Source organism: Chitinophaga pinensis DSM 2588 (assembly GCF_000024005.1).
Taxonomy (GTDB): Bacteria; Bacteroidota; Bacteroidia; order Chitinophagales; family Chitinophagaceae; genus Chitinophaga; species Chitinophaga pinensis.
The window spans coordinates 7,043,522-7,061,672 of the sequence record NC_013132.1 but is presented as its reverse complement, the minus strand read 5'-3'; the positions used below and the strand labels follow the sequence as shown (position 1 = coordinate 7,061,672).

Below are 18,151 nucleotides of genomic sequence, written 5' to 3'. Positions count from 1 at the left end.
GCCCGGCTCCCACAGGAGGATTGTGCGGTTTGTAATTGCACCTGTCCAGTTGTCTTTTACTGGCTTTTTTAATTGAACCAACTTATTGAAATGGGAATAGTATGTATTGGCGACAGTACATGCAAGGCTTGTTAATGATGCGCCTTGGGGACGCGCCAGTGAACATGCATGAGCTATCATTATTATAACCCGGTTTGTGTTGCAGAATGATTACACGGTCTTATTCCGTCATATTAAAACACCTCTATGACAAAGAAAACGCTACTATGCCTGCTGGTATTGTTATGCCATGTCCTTACCAGTTCTGTGAAAGCCCAGTCCTTATTGAAGATCACCGGTACTGTGTACGACGAATCAGGCATACCCGTGCCTGGAACGAGTATACAGATAAAGGGTGGTGGTGCGACGGTATCTGATGCGCAGGGCGCTTTTCAATTGAACGCGGAAAAAGGCCGTAAACTGATATTTACTGCGATCGGTTACGAAACGCAGGAAGTAGTAGTCGATGGTACAGCTATACACATCAAGCTGGCTGTTGACAGAAAGGTATTATCCGAAGTAGTAATCACCGGTGTGGGTACTGCTACCAGTAAAAAGAAGCTGGGTATTTCAGTGGAGTCCGTCACTTCGGAGAAGCTGGTTACCGGTCCTACTTTCTCTGTGGACCAGGCCCTGATCGGTAAGATACCAGGTGCGCAGATATCTTCTGTCAGCGGTAACCCGGGAGACCCTGTCAATATCCTGTTAAGGGGCGTTAATACCGTGCAGAATGGCACCCAACCCCTGATCATGCTGGATGGTGTACAGGTAGGCGCTTCTGACCTGGCTTCCCTCGATCTGAGTACCGTAGAACGTACTGAGATCGTACAAGGGGCCGCTTCTGCTTCTATCTATGGTGCACAGGGCGCCAACGGGGTGATGCAGCTCTTTACCAGGAAAGGAAAGAAGGGCGCTATAGCCGTGAACTATACAACGAACTATTCTGCGAATAGTTATATTAATAGCGGTCATGTAGAAAAGGCGCGTTTCCATCCTTATATGACAGATGCGAATAACAATATCATCGATGCCGCAGGGAATATCCTTGATTATAATGATGTAGGCTCCATAGAGGGCATTTCCTACGCTTATGGCGGCGCTACCCGCTATGGTGTACTCGACCCGCGAAACATCGCTAATAAGCCTTATAATGCGAATCTGAAATATTACGATCACTTCAAGCAGGTATTCCAGACAGGTTCTGTATGGAATAACAGTATTAACTTCTCCGGTGCCACTGATAAAACTGACTTTATGTTTGGCGTGTCCAATAATCATACGGTGAGTCCTGTCATGAAGAATGGATCGGTAGACCGCACCAATCTGACCGCCAATATCGGCATGGAGCTGTTTAAAGGCTTCAGACTACGCTCCAATACACAGGTGATCTATACAAAGAATACCACCGTACCCAGTTTAGGTGGCGCAGGTGGTTACCTGTATGGTAAAGGGGGCAGGGCAGGTAATATCAACAATATCTTCAGCTTTCTCAATACATCGCCATTCTTTGACCTGACCTATAAAATGAAAGACGGCAATGCACCTGCTTTCCAGACCGCCGACTTTCTAAGCATCAACGCCTTTAATCCCTACTTCGTTAAACAGTATGGAAGCGGACTGGATAATAAGATTGACATCCTACAGAGCTTTAATGCCAGTTACCAGGTCAACCGTTTTGTAGAACTGGACGCCAAGTATGGTATCAACTACAGGAATGAAAATGCGAAATGGACTTACCTCAACCAGACGCAGAATGCAAATACCATGTATTATGATGCCTGGTCTTATAACTTTGCCAGTAACGCAGAAGGAGAGATAGATAACTGGGATTACAACACTACTTTCCAGAACTTCCTGGGTAGTGCCTATATCAGAACCGATTTTGAAAAGGATTTTAATATCAATTTCCCTATTCAGACCACTACACAGATTTCTTATGATTACCGGAAACGGAAGTATAAGGAAGAAGATGTCTACGGACTTGGATTACCATTATCTCCGCCAGTGAGTCTGGCGACTGCCTCACAATTATTTGTAGCGCCTTATTCTACAGTTACAAAGACGACCGGGAAATATGATGAAACATTTATTACCTACGGGTACCTGATCAATCAGAAGATAGAATTCGGGGACTATGGCGGTATCAGCGGTGGATTCAGGAGCGACTGGTCTTCTGCTTTTGGTAGCGGCGCCTCTCCGTTTACCTTTCCGAATGTAAATGGTTATGTATTGCCCTCTGCTTTCAATTTCTGGTCCAGACTGGAAGATGCAGTGCCTTATTTCAAACTGAGAGCGGCCTATGGTGAAGCGGGTATTCAACCTGGTCCTTTTGACCGGTATCCGACGCTTGATCAGAGTACAATCGGATCTGAAGTCGTGTATTCCGTACCGATTACCAGCCAGAATCCTGACCTGCAGGTAGAAGTATCGAAGGAGTTTGAAGTAGGTACGGATTTTACCTTCAATGCAGGGAAAGGCAAGTGGCTGCGTGCAATCAATGCCTCTTTTACCTATTGGAAACGGAAGAGCGAAAACGTGATCTATACAGTGAGTGCGCCGTTGTCTTCCGGGGCGACAGGTATCCTGAACAATGCGATTGATATGTCGTCCAATGGTTATCAGTTCCAGTTGAATCTACCCGTATATCAGTCGAAGAATTTTGTCTGGGACTTTACGACCAATTTCGGTCACCAGACCTCTATGATCGACCGTATCAAAGGAGGTGCAGATATCATTCTTACTTCCTATGCCGGCAGCACGGCACTGGTGCTGACGGGTGGTCAGAAGATAGGGCAGATCTACGGTTATAAAGCACTGACCAGTGCTGCTGCTACCCGTAAAAACGGGGAGAAATATATCTCAGAACAGGATGCAGGTAAATACCAGCTGGTAAACGGTATGCTGGTCGATACGGCAACAAGGGGCATACAGTTCTCTTCTGAGGCTTATCCTTTGGGTGATCCTAATCCCAAGTTCAACGCTTCTTTCATCAGTTCATTCGCTTATAAAAGTTTTCTGACATTTTCCTTTCAGTTTGACTGGGTATATGGGGCACATCTGTACAATCAGACAAAAGAGTGGATGTACAGGGATGGTATCCACGGCGATTTTGCAAAACCGATTACACTCAATGGGGTGACGGCTGCTTATACCGCGTTTTATCAGAGTGCTTACTCTTCCTCGTGGGGTAGTTTATACGGACCGGGTAACAATGCTACCAAAGACTATTTCTATGAAGATGCTTCTTTCCTGCGACTCCGTAATATTTCTATCGGATTTGATATTGCGAAGGTGCTGAAGACAAAATACTTCCATAAACTACAGCTGATACTGACCGGCAGGAATATCCTGACGGTAACGAATTATACCGGTTTTGATCCGGAAGCCAGTTCGGGTGCGATTGGTTCTTCCTTTGACAGAGGCGTTGACAACAGTACGATCCCGAACCTGAAATCTTATGCCATCGGCTTAAACGTAGGCTTCTAATGTTTACCAAAAAGAGAACAATCATGAAGAGATATATCATCGGAATTATCGGTTTGTTGATAGTAGGTGTCAGTGCATGTAAGAAGGAACTGAACGTAGGAAATCCTAATCTGCCTACGGTAGATCAGAACGTGAACAATGAAGCCGGACTTGTTTCCCTGGCAATAGGTGCGGTGTATGTAAATGGTTTTCAGAAAGGAGATGTATGGCTGGGAGACAGTTACTTTTCCCTGCCTTACGGCTACCTGGAATTACTGGCAGATATGGTGGGTGCACAGTCTTCCAATCAGCTGGTCAGTACGATCAGTATACCTGAATATTTTGTGCTGGATAACAGTACCAAGGTGACCACTTCCATTTCCAATATCAGTCAGTTAAGGGCCAATAACACCCGTGCACAGACCGGCTCCGGGTATAATCCATTGTATTATCAGTGGCTGAATATGTATGCGATGAATGGTGCTTGTAATAAGGTACTGGGATTGATTGATAATATTCCTTTCAGCGGAGATGCGACCACACGATCTAATACGGTGAAAGCCTGGTGTTATTGGTGGAAAGGCTATGCTTATGCGGCCATTGGTTCCCTGTATTATGCAGGGTTGATCGTTGACCAGGATGGGGTAGGTAGTAATAAGTATGTGCTAAAGGATTCCGTGCTCGCTGCGTCTGATAAATATCTGCAAATGGCGGCGAGTCTTTTGTCAAACGGTATCGCCAGTAATGAAGATTACAATGCTGTATTGGGCAAACTGATTCCTTCATTTTGTCAGGTAGGTAAAGGTGGTGTGCTGACGACAGATATGTGGATCAGGAATATCAATACGATGCTGGCCAGGAACCTGCTGATCAATAAACTTGCGCCTTTTGTCAACGGGAATCCTGATGCAGTGATCGGGAAGGCGTCTACAGGTGTGATGACGGCTGCCGACTGGAACCAGGTGCTGACCTTATCCGGGAAAGGGATACGGAATAGTGACCTCGTATTTACGGGTAGATCTGCTGCCGCCAACGGCTTCTTTACAGCTGCTTTAGGTAGTGTTGCGGCATTATCCACAGGTGTTAATACGGCTGCTACGTTTAAAGTGGGGGAACGCCTGGTGCAGAACTTTAAAGCGGGTGACAAGCGATTGACCAATAATTTCAATACGGCAACGACTTATCGGGATGACCTTTCTTTTGGTAGTCGTTATAGCATTACAGATGGTGGCGCCGGCGCCGGCGGTGTGTATGTATATGGTACGAAAACGACTGGTGCGTATGAACTTTATATCGGACCAAGCTATGAGGAAAATACGCTGATGCAGGCAGAAGCGAATATTCGTTTGGGAAATATCAATGAAGGATTGACCGCGATCGATGCTGTCAGGGCTTATATGGGTGCAGGTGTTCCTGCAGTAACGGGGACAGGATTGACGAAGGCAGGCGCATTGAAAGAACTGGTAATGGAAAGGCGAGTGGCGCTGGTGTTCAGGGGATTGTCTTTTTATGATAGCAGGAGATGGGGATGGACCTATGACGTAGACAATGGTGGCGGTAGTTATGGAAATACTTTCCTGACGTCAGCTGGTGCAGTGAATACCCATGTACTGATCAACTATGATTTCCTGGATTACTGGGATGTACCTGCGGATGAATCAGATATCAATCCGCCGGGAGAGGGAAGTGTACCGGTCACGAATCCTAACTTTTAAATATATCATCCCCCTTACATAAAAAGAGACCGGTGTGCCGGTCTCTTTTTATGTATTATTCCTTTTTGTGTTCCGATGACAGTGCGATAATCTCTTTTATTTTCGCATCCAGCCTGTTTAAGCCTTCTTCCAGCTTCCTGGTATAGATCAGGTCCATATCGCCGTATTCGTCTTTAATAAGCTCTATAAGGCTCTGTACGGAGGTCAGTGGTCCCCGTAGTTCATGGGCCTGCATGAAGGCGATCTTTTCCAACAGGTTATTCTTACGTTCTATCCTGAGCCGGTAGAGATAAGCGTCTGTGATATCTTTCATGACGATGGTCACGCCGATGATATCTCCCGTTCCGTTACGGGCGGGATTAAATGCGATCTGCCACCAGGTTTCCTTAACGGCATATTCCCTCCGGAAATCCAGTGCGATGGTCTCTCCCGACAGGGCCGTATTAAAACCCTGGCGGAAAGATTTTTTATTGGATTCGTGTATGTACTGTTCGATGGGTTGATTAGCTTCGAATGCTTTACCATATTCCGTGATAGAAAGATCGAGGGCGGCTTTATTGAAATAGATGACCTTCATCTCCTTGTCGAGCAATATGAAATTGTCGGACAGGCTTTCAAAAAATGCCTGCAGGCGGATACCATATTCCATCAGTTCTGCGCTGCCTTTTTTCTCCCGTTCGTGTTGTGCTTCCAGTTCGCTTTTAAAACTGTAACTGGCAAAGACAATATATACTAAGGCAAGTAGGTAGCAACCAAACAGGTCAATCGTCTTATCCAGTTTATTATCATACATGCCGCCGATGGCTTCCGGAAAATAAAACTCGGAGAAGATCAGTCCACCGGGAATGATTATACCGAGTATCATCCAGAGGATGTATTTTTTCTTCGCAGAAACATTCAGCGCCAGCTGAAACGTAGTATAGAACAGTAGCAGACTGGGACCATTAATGCCCGCATTCAGGTAATAGTTACAGATCAATCCGCCGTAAACAGCTATTACATACCATACGATGATGCTGCGGTACTGGCGGAATCTGCGGGATAAGACGTAAAAGAAGATTTGCAGACAGAGTAAGCCGGTTACCAGCAGGGCGGCCTGCATCTCCTTGATCAGCAGATTGATACAAACGAAGGTGGAAAGAATGGCGAGCGTGATAACGCAGGTCATATTGAATATCCTATGCCCAAAGGAAAACTCGTCTTCCGAACCCAGGAGGGTAGTCCGGAGAGAGAAACCTGTAGCTGTAGATAATCTTTTGCTTGTGGGCATATCGGATGATTCAAGCGAAAAGATAACAAATTAATTAAATAAACATATTGATTATTACGCCAATAGGTAACTATTTGCAGGGAAATACCTGTTTTCAGGGGTGAAACCTATTTTAAGATGAGCACAGGTTCCTGTGCGTTACGACAGATGGCGTCGGAAATGCTTTTATGTGTCAGATAATAAAGAAAGCTATGTTTGCCGGGCAAGGAGATGATCAACTGGACGGGGGTGCGTTGTGTGAAACTCAGTATACCGTTGATGATGTTTTTGTCGTTGCTGTAGCAGATGTCGTGCGGGTAGTCTTTCAGGCGTTCGTGTACGTGTTGTTCGGCTGCTTTAAGGTGATCGTCGGGATTCAGGTAACGTTCTTTCGGATCGACATTGAGTACCAGTAGTTTACTATCTTTCCATTGCGGCGGTATCTGCAGATTACGCACTTTGTCCAGGGAGTCAAGTGTTTTGTAGTCCGCCGGTACCAGTATTTTCTCTACGCGCTGGTACTGGTAAGTAGACGGTACAATGAGTACCCTTACCGGACTGGCTTTTGCGATGGAGATCAGGTTGCCGGCAATGAAACTGCCGCTGGAATAGCGGTAGTTGTCACTACCCAGGACGATGAGCTCGGGAGATTCTTCACGGACTACTTCCATAATGGCACGCAGTAAAGGCGCTTCGCTGACCATGGAAATGACGTCTACACCGCGTGTTTTGATAGCGATTTCCCTGGACAGGTTTTCCATCCGGTGTGCAGCTTCCTCGCGTTCCCTGGCCATATAATGAGGGCTTACAGGGGCGTATTCCGCAGAAACAACAATATGATCGAATACAGTATCGTAGAAAGTTTTGAGCAGGATAATCCGGTTATAGCTGTAGGCTCTGGCCCATTCGATGGCAAAATTCACTGCATTGTCAGAGGTAGCGGAGAAATCAACGGGAATCAGTAATGTTTTCATAACGATTTCATTTTTCTCTTATACTAAGTTAAGTTTGTCCTGCTTAAATCTGAAAAAAATATACCAGTATCCGGCGTTTTCTGTGGAATAAACAACAAGGTCCGGATACATAAAGTTTAAGATATGAAGATATTCCAGGAATCGTTGGTATTACAGCAAAGAAGGAGAGGATTTCACTTGATAACCGCAGAGGTTTTACAGGTTATTCCGCAGCTCCGGGACATCCGGGTGGGTATGTGCCAGGTATTCATTCAGCACACTTCGGCCTCGCTGACGATCAACGAAAATGCCGATCCGACAGTGAGAAAGGATTTTGAAATGTATTTCAGCAAAGCAGTGCCTGAAAACGATCCTGATTATGAACATGATGATGAAGGTCCGGATGACATGCCTGCACATCTCAAGGCTGCGATGTTGGGTTCGTCTGTGATGATACCTGTCCGCAATGGTAACTTTGCCTTTGGCACCTGGCAGGGAATTTATCTCTGCGAGCATCGTAATTATGGCGGTAACAGAAGACTGGTAATCACCGTCTGGGGAGAATAACAGAAAAGCTACAGATATCATATGAATATTTATAAAAAGCTGTTGGCGGCTCTGCCGCTATTGTTGGGAACGGGTGTTGCGGCCATTGCACAGGATATTAAGGCAGATGTACAACACTACGATATATCCCTTATATTAAACGACAAGACCGATAAAATACAAGGTGTCACGGGTATCACTGTACGTTTTAAGGAAAATGCTTCCGAATTGCTGCTGGACCTGGTAGGACGTAGTACAAAAGATACCGGTATGGCCGTATCCGCTGTAACAGAAGGAAAGGTGCGTATCCCTTTCAGGCAAAATGACCAGCACCTCAGGCTGAATATCCAGGTAAAGAAAGGGGAGACGCATACTTATCGGATCGTTTATAGCGGTATTCCAAAGAATGGGCTGATCATTTCCCATAATATGTTTGGCAAGCGTACTTTTTTTACGGATAACTGGCCCAACAGGGCACACTACTGGTTACCCTGTATAGATCATCCTTCTGATAAAGCGGCTGTCGATATTACTGTAACAGCACCTGCGCATTATTCCTTAGTTGCGAACGGATTAAAAACGGAAGAAGTGCGTTTGCCCGGGAAACTGAAAAGGACGCATTATAAGGAGACCGTTGTATTGCCGACCAAGGTGTTTGCGGTAGGCGTGGCTGATTTTGCCATTGATCATCCTGGTGATGCAGATGGTATTCCGGTATATAGTTATGTATTTCCTGAGAATAAGGAAAGGGGGTTTAAAGACTATGCAATTGCCGTAGATGTACTGCGTTTTTTCATCAACAGACTGGGACCATTTGCCTATAAGAAACTGGCGAATGTACAATCAAGGACGATGTTTGGCGGGATGGAGAATGCCGGCGCAATATTTTATGAGGAAGAGTCTGTAGGACTGAAATCGCTGGAAAGTCTGATAGCACATGAAATCGCTCACCAGTGGTTTGGCGATGCGGTGACGGAGACCAGCTGGGAGCATGTATGGCTGAGTGAAGGTTTTGCTACTTATATGACGAATGTCTACATGGAACAGCAATATGGCGTCGATACGCTGCATGCCGGTTTGCGGGCAGACCGTAAAAGGGTCGTGGCTTTTGCTGAACGCAGACATACGCCTGTTGTTGATACTTCCCGCCAGGGTGGCTATATGCAGTTGCTGAACGCGAACAGTTATCAGAAAGGTGGCTGGGTGTTACATATGCTGCGTCGTCAGGTAGGAGATAGCCTTTTCTGGAAAGGTGTGCGCGCTTATTTCGCGGCTTATAATGGCCGTAATGCCAATACGGAAGATTTTAAAAAGGAAATGGAAAAGGCCAGCGGACAGGATCTGGGTGCTTTTTTCCAGCAATGGTTGTATACGCCGGGGGTGCCGGTATTGTCCGTACACAAGGGTACGGAGCCGAATACGCTGGTCGTTGAGCAACAACAGGAGCACCTGTTTACTTTCCCCTTGGAATACAGGGTAGAAGGTAATCCGGCGTTACAGCGTATTACGATTAAAGATCGTGTGACGGTGTTACCCGTACCCGCGGGACAGCAAATACAGCTCGACCCGGAAACCAATTTATTATTCAATTCCTGACCCATAAATCACGTGCATCTTGCTGAAACGTTCCACACTGCTGCTATTACTGGCAATGTTTACCCATCTTCTTTCCTATAGCCAGGATACTTATTTATTTGTTGGTTCTTATAATGGGGCGAAGGATAAAGACGGTATTTATATCTACCGGATGAATATGCAGACCGGTCAGCTGACTAAAGTATGTACGTATTCCGCCATCCTGAATCCTTCTTATCTCATTCTTTCCCGGGATGGGCAATATATTTACGCCTGTAGTGAAACCCGTACGCCTGGTATGGGAAGTGTGAGTAGTTACACGTTTGACAGGCAGCAGCAAAAGATCACTTTACTGAGTAAACAGGATAGCGGTGGAGAAAATCCTGTCTATCTGACAACAGATAAAAGCGGGGCCTGGCTGGTGAACGGGAATTATACGGGAGGTAGTATCGCTGTGTTTCCTCTAAAGGCAGATGGGACGATTGCACCTGCGGTAAAAGTAATCCCGTTTACGGATCATAGTATTGATACCGGCAGACAAAAAACTGCACATATCCATTCCACCGTATTTTCTCCGGATGATCGCTATGTCTTTTCCCCTGATCTGGGCGCGGATAAAATCAGGCGTTACCGTTTTGAGGCTGCACAATCACAACCTTTGCAACCGGATAGTTCTGTACGTGCCGTGCCTGGCAGCGGACCACGTCATTTTACCTTTCATCCCAACGGTAAATATGCTTATTGTATAGAGGAAATGGCGGGTGCCGTAAGCGCGTATCGTTATGCAGACGGACAACTGGATAGTATCCAGCGCCTGATGACGCATGGTAAGGAACCGTATGGTTTTTACAACAGCGCGGATATACATATTGCGCCGGACGGACGTTTTTTGTATGCGTCTAACCGGGGCGATGAAAATAATATTGCTATTTATCGTATTGGTGATGACGGGCGTCTTACCTTTGTGGCGTATCAGTCAACTTTAGGAGAGCACCCACGTAATTTCCTGATCGATCCTTCCGGTAAATTTTTACTGGTGGCAAATCAGATCAGTGGCGACGTGGTCGTATTCCGCAGGAATATACAGACCGGCCGCCTGACCTATACCGGTGTTAAAGTAAAGATGACAGGTCCTTCCAGTTTACAGATAAAAACATACCATAACTGATCCCTTTACATGAAACGCCTCTTTCCTTTTGTTTTTCTTTTATTACCGGTAATTGTCCGCGCACAGTCTATTGTTACTTTCGCTGATAGTGTGCGTCAGCAACACAAGATTCCTGCACTGGCTTTTGCCGTTGTTGCTTCGGATAGTGTACTGGCCTGTAATACGATGGGTGTAAGACGGTTGGATACGGACCTTGCAGTAAAACCAGGAGATCGTTTTCATATCGGATCAAATACCAAAGCCGTCACCGCTTTTATTGCAGCGATGCTGGTGAAGGAAAAGAAGATTGCCTGGAATACGACTTTCCTGACATTATTTCCTGAGTTACGCTGGCGTACGCGTTATGTATATGATACGGTTACGCTGGCAAATCTCCTGACTTTCCGGGGAAGGGTGCAGGGGTATAGCTATACAACGTCTACACCTACCTTTCGCGACCTGCACGGTGATTATGCCAGTCAGCGGAAACAGCTGGCCGCCAACTTTCTGACCCAGGAACCGATGAAACCGGATGCCAGCGGACTGACACCTTCCAATGTAGATTATATTATGGCCGGACTGATGCTGGAAAAGGCTTCAGGTAAGTCCTATAGGGAGCTGGTAGCAGATCTGGGTAAACAGCTGGATATCGATTTTCGCTTTGATTATCCGAACCTGATAGATACTACGCAGCCCTGGGGCCATGATGATCAGCTGCGACCATTAGGACCGGCGGAGAACTATAAAATGAACTGGCTGCTGGCGGCAGGGAATATCAATGTGTCGCTGGAACAGTATATCCATTTTATACAATTACAATTAAAAGGGTTGAAGGGAAAGAGTGAGCTGTTGCCCAAAAAGACTTTTGAGCAGTTGTTGTATGGGATGCCGGCGTTCTCTTATGGCTGGTTTAATGTGACGGATAAAGAGACCGGGCATCATATTGCCACAAACGAGGGGAATGCGGGTGCATTTATTACGAAGGTACAGGTGATCCGGGAGGCAGACAGGGCATATATCATTTTTACCAATGCAGCCGCTGCTGCAACACAGGAAGGGATTGCTGCACTGCTGGAAGAGCTGCGGCAGCGTTATGGCAGATAACGGCTGCGAAAGCGTATATTTGATATGATACGAATCAATAGCAGCTATGGAATATGTCCTGAATCCGGCTTTGCCCGGCATGCAATTACCTTTTGAATGGAAAGGAACACCTGTCGATGATCACGGCAGATTTGTCAACTATGAATTTCCGCACCATTATTCCCTGATGGAACTGTTGAAATGGAAGTTCCAGCGTAATCCGCAGAAAGCAGCCAAACAGGCAGAAGTATGGAACCCACCCGTTGATCATGATGACTCGTTCATTCATTCTGCAGAGGATTGTATTGTGTGGCTGGGACATGCGACTTTCTTCATTCGCCTGGGTGGTGTGAATATATTGATCGATCCCGTTTTTTATAATATTCCCCTGATAAAAAGATGCGTACCGTTTCCCATTGATCCCGGTCATTTAACCGGACTGGATTATGTGCTGATATCGCATAATCACCTGGATCATTGTGATAAACACAGTCTGCAGCTGGTCGCTAAACAAAATCCTGCTACAACCTATCTGAGCGGTTTGAAAATGGAGGGGCTTTTATCCCGTTTCACCGGTAGTGAAAAGATCCAGACGGCAGGCTGGTATCAGCAATATCATACCGACGAACGCATCCGTATTTATTATCTGCCTGCCCGTCACTGGACGAAAAGAGGATTGCGGGATGAAAATGCACAGTTATGGGGCGCTTTTGTATTACAGGCTGGCGGAAAGACTATTTATTTTGCAGCTGATTCCGGCTATGGCAGTCACTTTGCGGATGTGGGCCGGATATTTCCCGAAATAGATTATTGTATTATAGGTATTGGCGCTTACAAGCCTGAATGGTTTATGTCCCCAAGCCATGTTTCCCCTGCCAATGCGGTAAAGGGTGCAAACGATATGCACGCCCGAGTGATGATTCCGATGCACTATGGCACCTTTGACCTGGCTGATGAACCGATGGGAGATCCGATTGCTGTTTTACATGAACTGGATGGGCAGAGGTCGATAGATGGACGCCTGGAAAGCAGGAAGATCGGAGAAAAATTACCAATCTAATACCCTATGCACTTGTTTTGTTAAGTAATTCGCACTTTCTTTACGGCTCACGAAGTTCAAGATGTTCGAAAAGCATATCAGTGACGGGGACTTGCTACAGCTGCTTAAAGGAGATGATACCGCTGCTTTCGAGACCCTGTACAACCGATACTGGAAATCACTCTATACCAGGGCCTGCCAGCGGGTCGATGCAGACGATGCAAAAGACCTCGTACAGGAGGTGATGCTGAGCCTTTGGCGCAGACGCCAGGAAATACCTGTATTTAAGGAAGGAGAATTCGCAAAATACCTGCACGCCGCTATCAAATACCGGGTGATCAGTCACTATGCCTTTAGTACGGCAGAAATCAAAAAACTGGCCCTCTTTGACGTACTGGATAGCCAGGAATCTACTGACAGACTGGAAACAAAAGAATTAACTGCTAAGATTGCCGCAGTCGTGGCGCAATTGCCTGCCCGTATGCAGCAGATTTTCCGGATGAGCCGGGAAGAAGACCTTTCCATTGCTGAAATAGCCCGTAAACTGAATCTTTCTGAACAAACGGTCAAAAACCAACTGACCGAGGCCCTGCGCAGGATGCGTAATTCGCTGAAAAATAGCTCCTCAGGCGATTGGGCGTTTATTGTGGCTTATATTTTCTGCCATCTGAAATAACCCGTTTCCTCTTATAATGTATTGATTTGTAATGTTGTAGGTGTTAATCTATAGTTAGGCTATAGTTATCCTCCGTTCGTGTTGGCTTTTGAAGGTAGCATTAACGCAGGATGAGTATAGTCTAACTATAGCCAGACTATTTTCTCTCTTTTTTATCGCCGGAAAATTTTTTTTTTCGGGAGGCTAGTACCAAACCCCTTTTTTTCGGATAAGCTATTAAAACGTCCACATTTTGGAAACTGAGAAACTGAAACGCATACTCCGGCAATATCTGTTGGGGCAGGCGAAGGAAAAGGAAAACAACGTTATTGAAAATTGGTATCAATCCTTTGACAATGAGCCTGTAACATCATTAAGTTCCACGGAAGAAGAGCATATCCGGCAGGAGATCTGGGGTAAGATACAGCCAGAGATCCGTACACGTAAGGTACATTATCTGAAAAGAAACCTGGCTGCAGCTGCAGCGGTCGCTTTACTGCTTGCAGGAGGCATTACAGGCTATCTGCTGACCAGGAAGTCGTACGGATCAGCCTATATCACCGTTACCACCGCTATTGGTCAGAAAAAGACCATCCAGCTGGCAGATGGCTCCAGCCTGATGCTGAATGCCGGCTCTACCGTCCGTATACCGGAAAATATGGACCGGGAAAGAAGACTGAACATCGTGGACGGTGAGGTCTTTTTTGATGTAAAAGGGAACCCGGATATACCCTTTATTGTGGAGAGCGGTCCGCTGACCACGACGGTACTCGGTACCTCTTTTAATGTCAGCGCCTATAAATCCCTGAACAGAATGAGCGTAGCCGTAACGGACGGTAAAGTAAGTGTAGCAAGGGAAAATAACAAAGCCGACATATTAGTAAAAAATGAAGCACTGACCTATGACCGACAGCAGGGTACCGTTTCTGTAGATCCGCTGGATAACAGTCTGCTGGGATGGCAGCAGGGCACATTAGTGCTGAATGACGCCTCCTTTGAAGATATGGTTGTCCTGATGCAGAAAAACTACGGTATTACTCTGACAACAGCTGTACAGCGCATACGGGAGACGAGGTATACTACCGAATTGTCGACCGCTATGGAACCTGTGAAAGCCGCGGAAGTACTGGCAGCCATCCACCATCTGAAAATAAAAGTGACCGGCCACGAGGTCACACTCTATGAATAAAAAAAGCGATCAGCATCAGCAAAAATCACAAAGCAAAAACTGTAAGCAACCACTGTGACGTGAGTTCCAACTAACGTAACACTCTAATGCCAAAACTACGTATGAAAAAAATTGCCACGACCTTCAGAAGACGGGCACTGTCCATCGTCTTTCTAGTACTCAGTGCGTCTCTTTTCCTGCCGGTATATGCAGGTAAAGGGCAAATCCTGAAAGAAACCAACGTTACGATCCGGCTGAAAAGCGGATCACTGGAGTCAGCGATACAAGATCTGCACTCCTCCACCAAAGTCGCTTTTGCGTACGACAAACAACTGTTAAGATCATTCCCTGTGTCCGACTGTTCTTTCTCTAATGAAAGACTGGACATAGTATTGGAGCAGCTGCTGCGTAATAAGCAATTAGGTTTTGAAGAAGTAAATAATGTGGTTGTTATCAGCAAGGCTAATAACAACGCGTCTGCTAATGCTCCTAAGAGTATCCGCGAAGACATCGTTGTGTCAGGCGTGGTGAAGGATGAAAGCGGTAATCCTATGCCGGGTGTAAGCGTAGCTGTACGTGGAACCAGCACGATGACGTCTACCGGTGCTGACGGTAAATTTAAACTGATCGTACAATCACGTGATGCGGTGATCGGCTTCAGCTTTATCGGTTATGAAACCGCTGCTGTTACTGTCGGTACACAGACGAGCGTAGAGGTACATATGAAAATAGCGAGCAAGTCCCTCGGTGAGGTTGCCGTTGTAGGTTTCGGTACGCAGCGCAGGGTAAGCCTGGTAGGTGCGCAGTCCGAGATCAAACCTGCGGAATTCAAACAACCTACGGCTAATATCAGTACGATGCTGGCAGGTCGTATCGCCGGTGTGGTAGGCGTACAACGTTCCGGTGAGCCGGGTAGAGGCGCTGCCGATCTGTGGATACGTGGTATCTCCACTTTCGGTAATGGTAATAATTCCGGTCCGCTGGTACTGGTAGATGGTGTGGAACGTTCTATCAATAACATCTCTCCGGAAGATGTAGAATCATTCACCGTACTGAAAGATGCTGCCGGTACAGCGGTATATGGTGTACGTGGTGCAAATGGTGTTATTCTCATCAAAACAAAAACAGGTAAAGTAGGTAAACCACAGATATATCTGGATTATAATGAGGGTGTAAATACATTTACCCGTCGTCCGGAAATGCTGGACGGTATCTCTTATATGCGTCTCGCAAATGAAGCGTTGACTACCCGTAATCAGAATCCTAAATATTCTGAAGAATATATTCAGAACACCATCAGCGGAAAAGATCCTTTGTTGTATCCGAATGTAGACTGGATGGACGCTGTATTCAATAAATACGGCCATACCCGCAGCACGAACCTGAATGCGAGTGGTGGTGTGGAGAATGCACAATATTATGTGTCCCTGGGTTATTACAATGAATCAGGTTTCCTGAAGACGGATGACCTGGCAAAGTACAATTCATCCCTGAAGTATAACAGGTATAACTTCACCAGTAACCTGAATCTGCGTGTTACTAAAACAACAAAACTGGATGTAGGTTTACAGGGATATTTTTCCAATGGTAACTATCCCGGTATATCATCCGGAGACATTTTCCAGAGTGCAATGGACGCTGCTCCTGTCGCATATCCGATCATGTATCCAGGCGGCTTCGTACCCGGCCAATCATCAAACGGAGGTTTCCGTAACCCTTATGCCGATCTCACCCGCAGAGGTTATACCAACGAGTTCCGCAATCAGCTTTATTCCAACATCAGAGCTACCCAGGATATGGACGCACTGACCAGGGGTTTGAAAGCTAGTGTGATGTTCGCGTTTGATTCTTACAACCAGAACAACATTATCCGTTCAAAGAGAGAGGATACTTATTATCCTGACCAGACCAATCCTTACAAACCGGATGGTTCACTGAACCTGGTGAAAACATACACCGGTAACCAGTACCTGGGATTTGATAATAGTCCTGGCAGTCGTCAGACCAGCCGTAAGTTCTATACAGAGGCATCGCTGAACTATGACAGAAGCTTTGGTAAACATCGCGTGGGTGGCCTGGCATTGTTCTATTCAAGCGATAGAACGAACGCACTGGCAGGAGATTTCATCAGCTCTATCCCTGAGCGTTCACTGGGGCTTGCAGGTAGAGTGACCTATTCTTACTCAGACAAATATTTCGTTGAACTGAATGCAGGTTATAATGGTTCTGAACTGTTTGCACCTGGTAACCGTTTTGGTTTCTTCCCTGCAGTAGGTATAGGCTGGATCGCATCCGAAGAGAAATTCTTTGAACCATTGAAAAATGCGATCAACTTCCTGAAATTCCGTTATTCAAATGGTAATACTGGTTTGGGTAGCGCAGGCGACCGATTCCTGTATATCACGAATCTGAATACTTACAACGATGCTTATAAATATGGTCAGGTGCCACAGTTTGTAGGTGGTATCAATATTGACCGTTATGCAACAAATGTAAAATGGTCTGTGTCTAACAAGCAGGACTTGGGCATTGAGTTCCGCACCTTGAATGATCAGTTGTCTGTTATTGTTGATCTGTTCAAGGAACACCGTACCGGTATCTTTTTGCAACGCGCTTCAAGCGTAGACTTTATGGGGCTGCAGAATCAACCATATGCTAACCTGGGTATCGTGGATAACAAAGGTTTTGATGCAACACTCGAATACAGCACACGTTTTGGAGCAGTAGACTTAAAACTGAGAGGTAATATCACCTATACAAAAGATAAGCTGATAGAAGATGATCGTCCGCCGCAGAATTATCCATGGATGGAGCACAGAGGAAACAACGTGCTGGCGCGTTACGGTTATATCGCTGAAGGATTATTTGGAAGCGAAGATGAAGTAAATAAGAGTGCAGTACCTGGAGATAGATCTAAAGTTAAACCAGGTGATATCAAGTATAAAGACCTGAATGGAGATGGTCTCATTAATAATTATGATGTAACGAAGATCGGTCGTGGCGATGTACCAAGCACGGTATATGGTTTCGGTTTCGACCTGGGTTATAAAGGCTTCAGCTTTGGTTTATTGTTCCAGGGTATTTCGGATGCAGATAGAATGCTGAGAGGTTCCGGAATTGTACCATTTAACGGTGGAGGTGGTGTAACCAATGCTTATGCGATCGCTACTGACAGATGGACGGTAGACAATCCGAACCCGAATGCATTTTATCCGAGACTTGCTTATGGAGAATCTGAGAATATCAATAATACGCAAGCAAGCTCCTGGTGGATTAAAGACGTGAGCTTTGTGCGTCTTAAATCGGCACAGCTGGCGTATAACTTCCCGGCAGCGATGATGGGCAGAACAGGTATCCGCGCTGCCTCTGTTTATTTGCAGGGCATTAATCTACTTACTTTCAGCAAATTCAAACTGTGGGACCCTGAATTGAACACAGACAATGGTTCCGCTTATCCGAACATCAGGACTATTTCCCTGGGTATGAATCTGAAATTCTAACGTTACAAGAAACTGAT

At 45.9% G+C, this 18,151-nt stretch carries 12 protein-coding genes; 10 read left to right on the top strand and 2 right to left on the bottom strand.

Features of this window, described 5'->3' with window-relative positions:
* Positions 1 to 246: 246 nt before the first annotated feature.
* Positions 247 to 3,525, top strand: a complete 3,279-nt coding sequence (locus CPIN_RS27375; protein ID WP_012793128.1) for a SusC/RagA family TonB-linked outer membrane protein — start codon at positions 247 to 249, stop codon at positions 3,523 to 3,525.
* Between the two features lie 23 nt (positions 3,526 to 3,548).
* On the top strand, positions 3,549 to 5,219 hold the full coding sequence (locus CPIN_RS27370) for a RagB/SusD family nutrient uptake outer membrane protein (protein ID WP_044222632.1): 1,671 nt from the start codon (positions 3,549 to 3,551) through the stop codon (positions 5,217 to 5,219).
* 55 nt (positions 5,220 to 5,274) lie between these two features.
* Here CPIN_RS27370 and CPIN_RS27365 read toward each other — a convergent pair whose 3' ends face one another.
* Positions 5,275 to 6,489, bottom strand: coding sequence for a PAS domain S-box protein (locus CPIN_RS27365; RefSeq protein ID WP_012793126.1), 1,215 nt, complete (start codon positions 6,487 to 6,489; stop codon positions 5,275 to 5,277).
* A 107-nt stretch (positions 6,490 to 6,596) separates the two neighbouring features.
* Positions 6,597 to 7,442 (bottom strand): universal stress protein, encoded by an 846-nt coding sequence (locus CPIN_RS27360; protein WP_012793125.1) that lies wholly within the window; start codon positions 7,440 to 7,442, stop codon positions 6,597 to 6,599.
* 123 nt (positions 7,443 to 7,565) lie between these two features.
* Here CPIN_RS27360 and CPIN_RS27355 point away from each other — a divergent pair, with 123 nt between their 5' ends.
* The 8 genes from CPIN_RS27355 to CPIN_RS27320 all read left to right on the top strand — a co-directional run bounded on the left by CPIN_RS27355 (position 7,566) and on the right by CPIN_RS27320 (position 18,134).
* Positions 7,566 to 7,988, top strand: coding sequence for a secondary thiamine-phosphate synthase enzyme YjbQ (locus CPIN_RS27355; RefSeq protein ID WP_012793124.1), 423 nt, complete (start codon positions 7,566 to 7,568; stop codon positions 7,986 to 7,988).
* Between the two features lie 21 nt (positions 7,989 to 8,009).
* Positions 8,010 to 9,563 (top strand): M1 family metallopeptidase, encoded by a 1,554-nt coding sequence (locus tag CPIN_RS27350; protein WP_012793123.1) that lies wholly within the window; start codon positions 8,010 to 8,012, stop codon positions 9,561 to 9,563.
* A gap of 19 nt (positions 9,564 to 9,582) precedes the next feature.
* A complete protein-coding gene (locus tag CPIN_RS27345) occupies positions 9,583 to 10,710 on the top strand; it encodes a lactonase family protein (protein WP_012793122.1) in 1,128 nt (375 codons plus the stop codon).
* A gap of 9 nt (positions 10,711 to 10,719) precedes the next feature.
* A complete protein-coding gene (locus CPIN_RS27340; protein ID WP_012793121.1) occupies positions 10,720 to 11,793 on the top strand; it encodes a serine hydrolase domain-containing protein in 1,074 nt (357 codons plus the stop codon).
* 46 nt (positions 11,794 to 11,839) lie between these two features.
* Complete coding sequence (locus CPIN_RS27335; protein WP_012793120.1) at positions 11,840 to 12,832, top strand: MBL fold metallo-hydrolase; 993 nt, start codon at positions 11,840 to 11,842, stop codon at positions 12,830 to 12,832.
* A gap of 61 nt (positions 12,833 to 12,893) precedes the next feature.
* Positions 12,894 to 13,487 carry an RNA polymerase sigma factor gene (locus CPIN_RS27330; protein ID WP_012793119.1) on the top strand — a complete coding sequence of 198 codons (594 nt, stop codon included), beginning with the start codon at positions 12,894 to 12,896 and terminating at the stop codon, positions 13,485 to 13,487.
* 232 nt (positions 13,488 to 13,719) lie between these two features.
* Positions 13,720 to 14,655, top strand: a complete 936-nt coding sequence (locus CPIN_RS37115) for a FecR family protein (protein WP_012793118.1) — start codon at positions 13,720 to 13,722, stop codon at positions 14,653 to 14,655.
* Positions 14,656 to 14,756: 101 nt separating this feature from the next.
* Complete coding sequence (locus tag CPIN_RS27320; protein ID WP_148230652.1) at positions 14,757 to 18,134, top strand: SusC/RagA family TonB-linked outer membrane protein; 3,378 nt, start codon at positions 14,757 to 14,759, stop codon at positions 18,132 to 18,134.
* Positions 18,135 to 18,151 lie beyond the last annotated feature (17 nt).

Bases quoted from the DNA above. Each gene is read 5' to 3' on its own strand.
- CPIN_RS27350 (WP_012793123.1), top strand. From the start codon at position 8,010: ATGAATATTTATAAAAAGCTGTTGGCGGCTCTGCCGCTATTGTTGGGA.
- CPIN_RS27370 (WP_044222632.1), top strand. From the start codon at position 3,549: ATGAAGAGATATATCATCGGAATTATCGGTTTGTTGATAGTAGGTGTC.
- CPIN_RS27335 (WP_012793120.1), top strand. From the start codon at position 11,840: ATGGAATATGTCCTGAATCCGGCTTTGCCCGGCATGCAATTACCTTTT.
- CPIN_RS27320 (WP_148230652.1), top strand. From the start codon at position 14,757: ATGAAAAAAATTGCCACGACCTTCAGAAGACGGGCACTGTCCATCGTC.
- CPIN_RS27330 (WP_012793119.1), top strand. From the start codon at position 12,894: ATGTTCGAAAAGCATATCAGTGACGGGGACTTGCTACAGCTGCTTAAA.
- CPIN_RS27355 (WP_012793124.1), top strand. From the start codon at position 7,566: ATGAAGATATTCCAGGAATCGTTGGTATTACAGCAAAGAAGGAGAGGA.
- CPIN_RS27360 (WP_012793125.1), bottom strand. From the start codon at position 7,442: ATGAAAACATTACTGATTCCCGTTGATTTCTCCGCTACCTCTGACAAT.
- CPIN_RS27365 (WP_012793126.1), bottom strand. From the start codon at position 6,489: ATGCCCACAAGCAAAAGATTATCTACAGCTACAGGTTTCTCTCTCCGG.
- CPIN_RS27375 (WP_012793128.1), top strand. From the start codon at position 247: ATGACAAAGAAAACGCTACTATGCCTGCTGGTATTGTTATGCCATGTC.
- CPIN_RS27340 (WP_012793121.1), top strand. From the start codon at position 10,720: ATGAAACGCCTCTTTCCTTTTGTTTTTCTTTTATTACCGGTAATTGTC.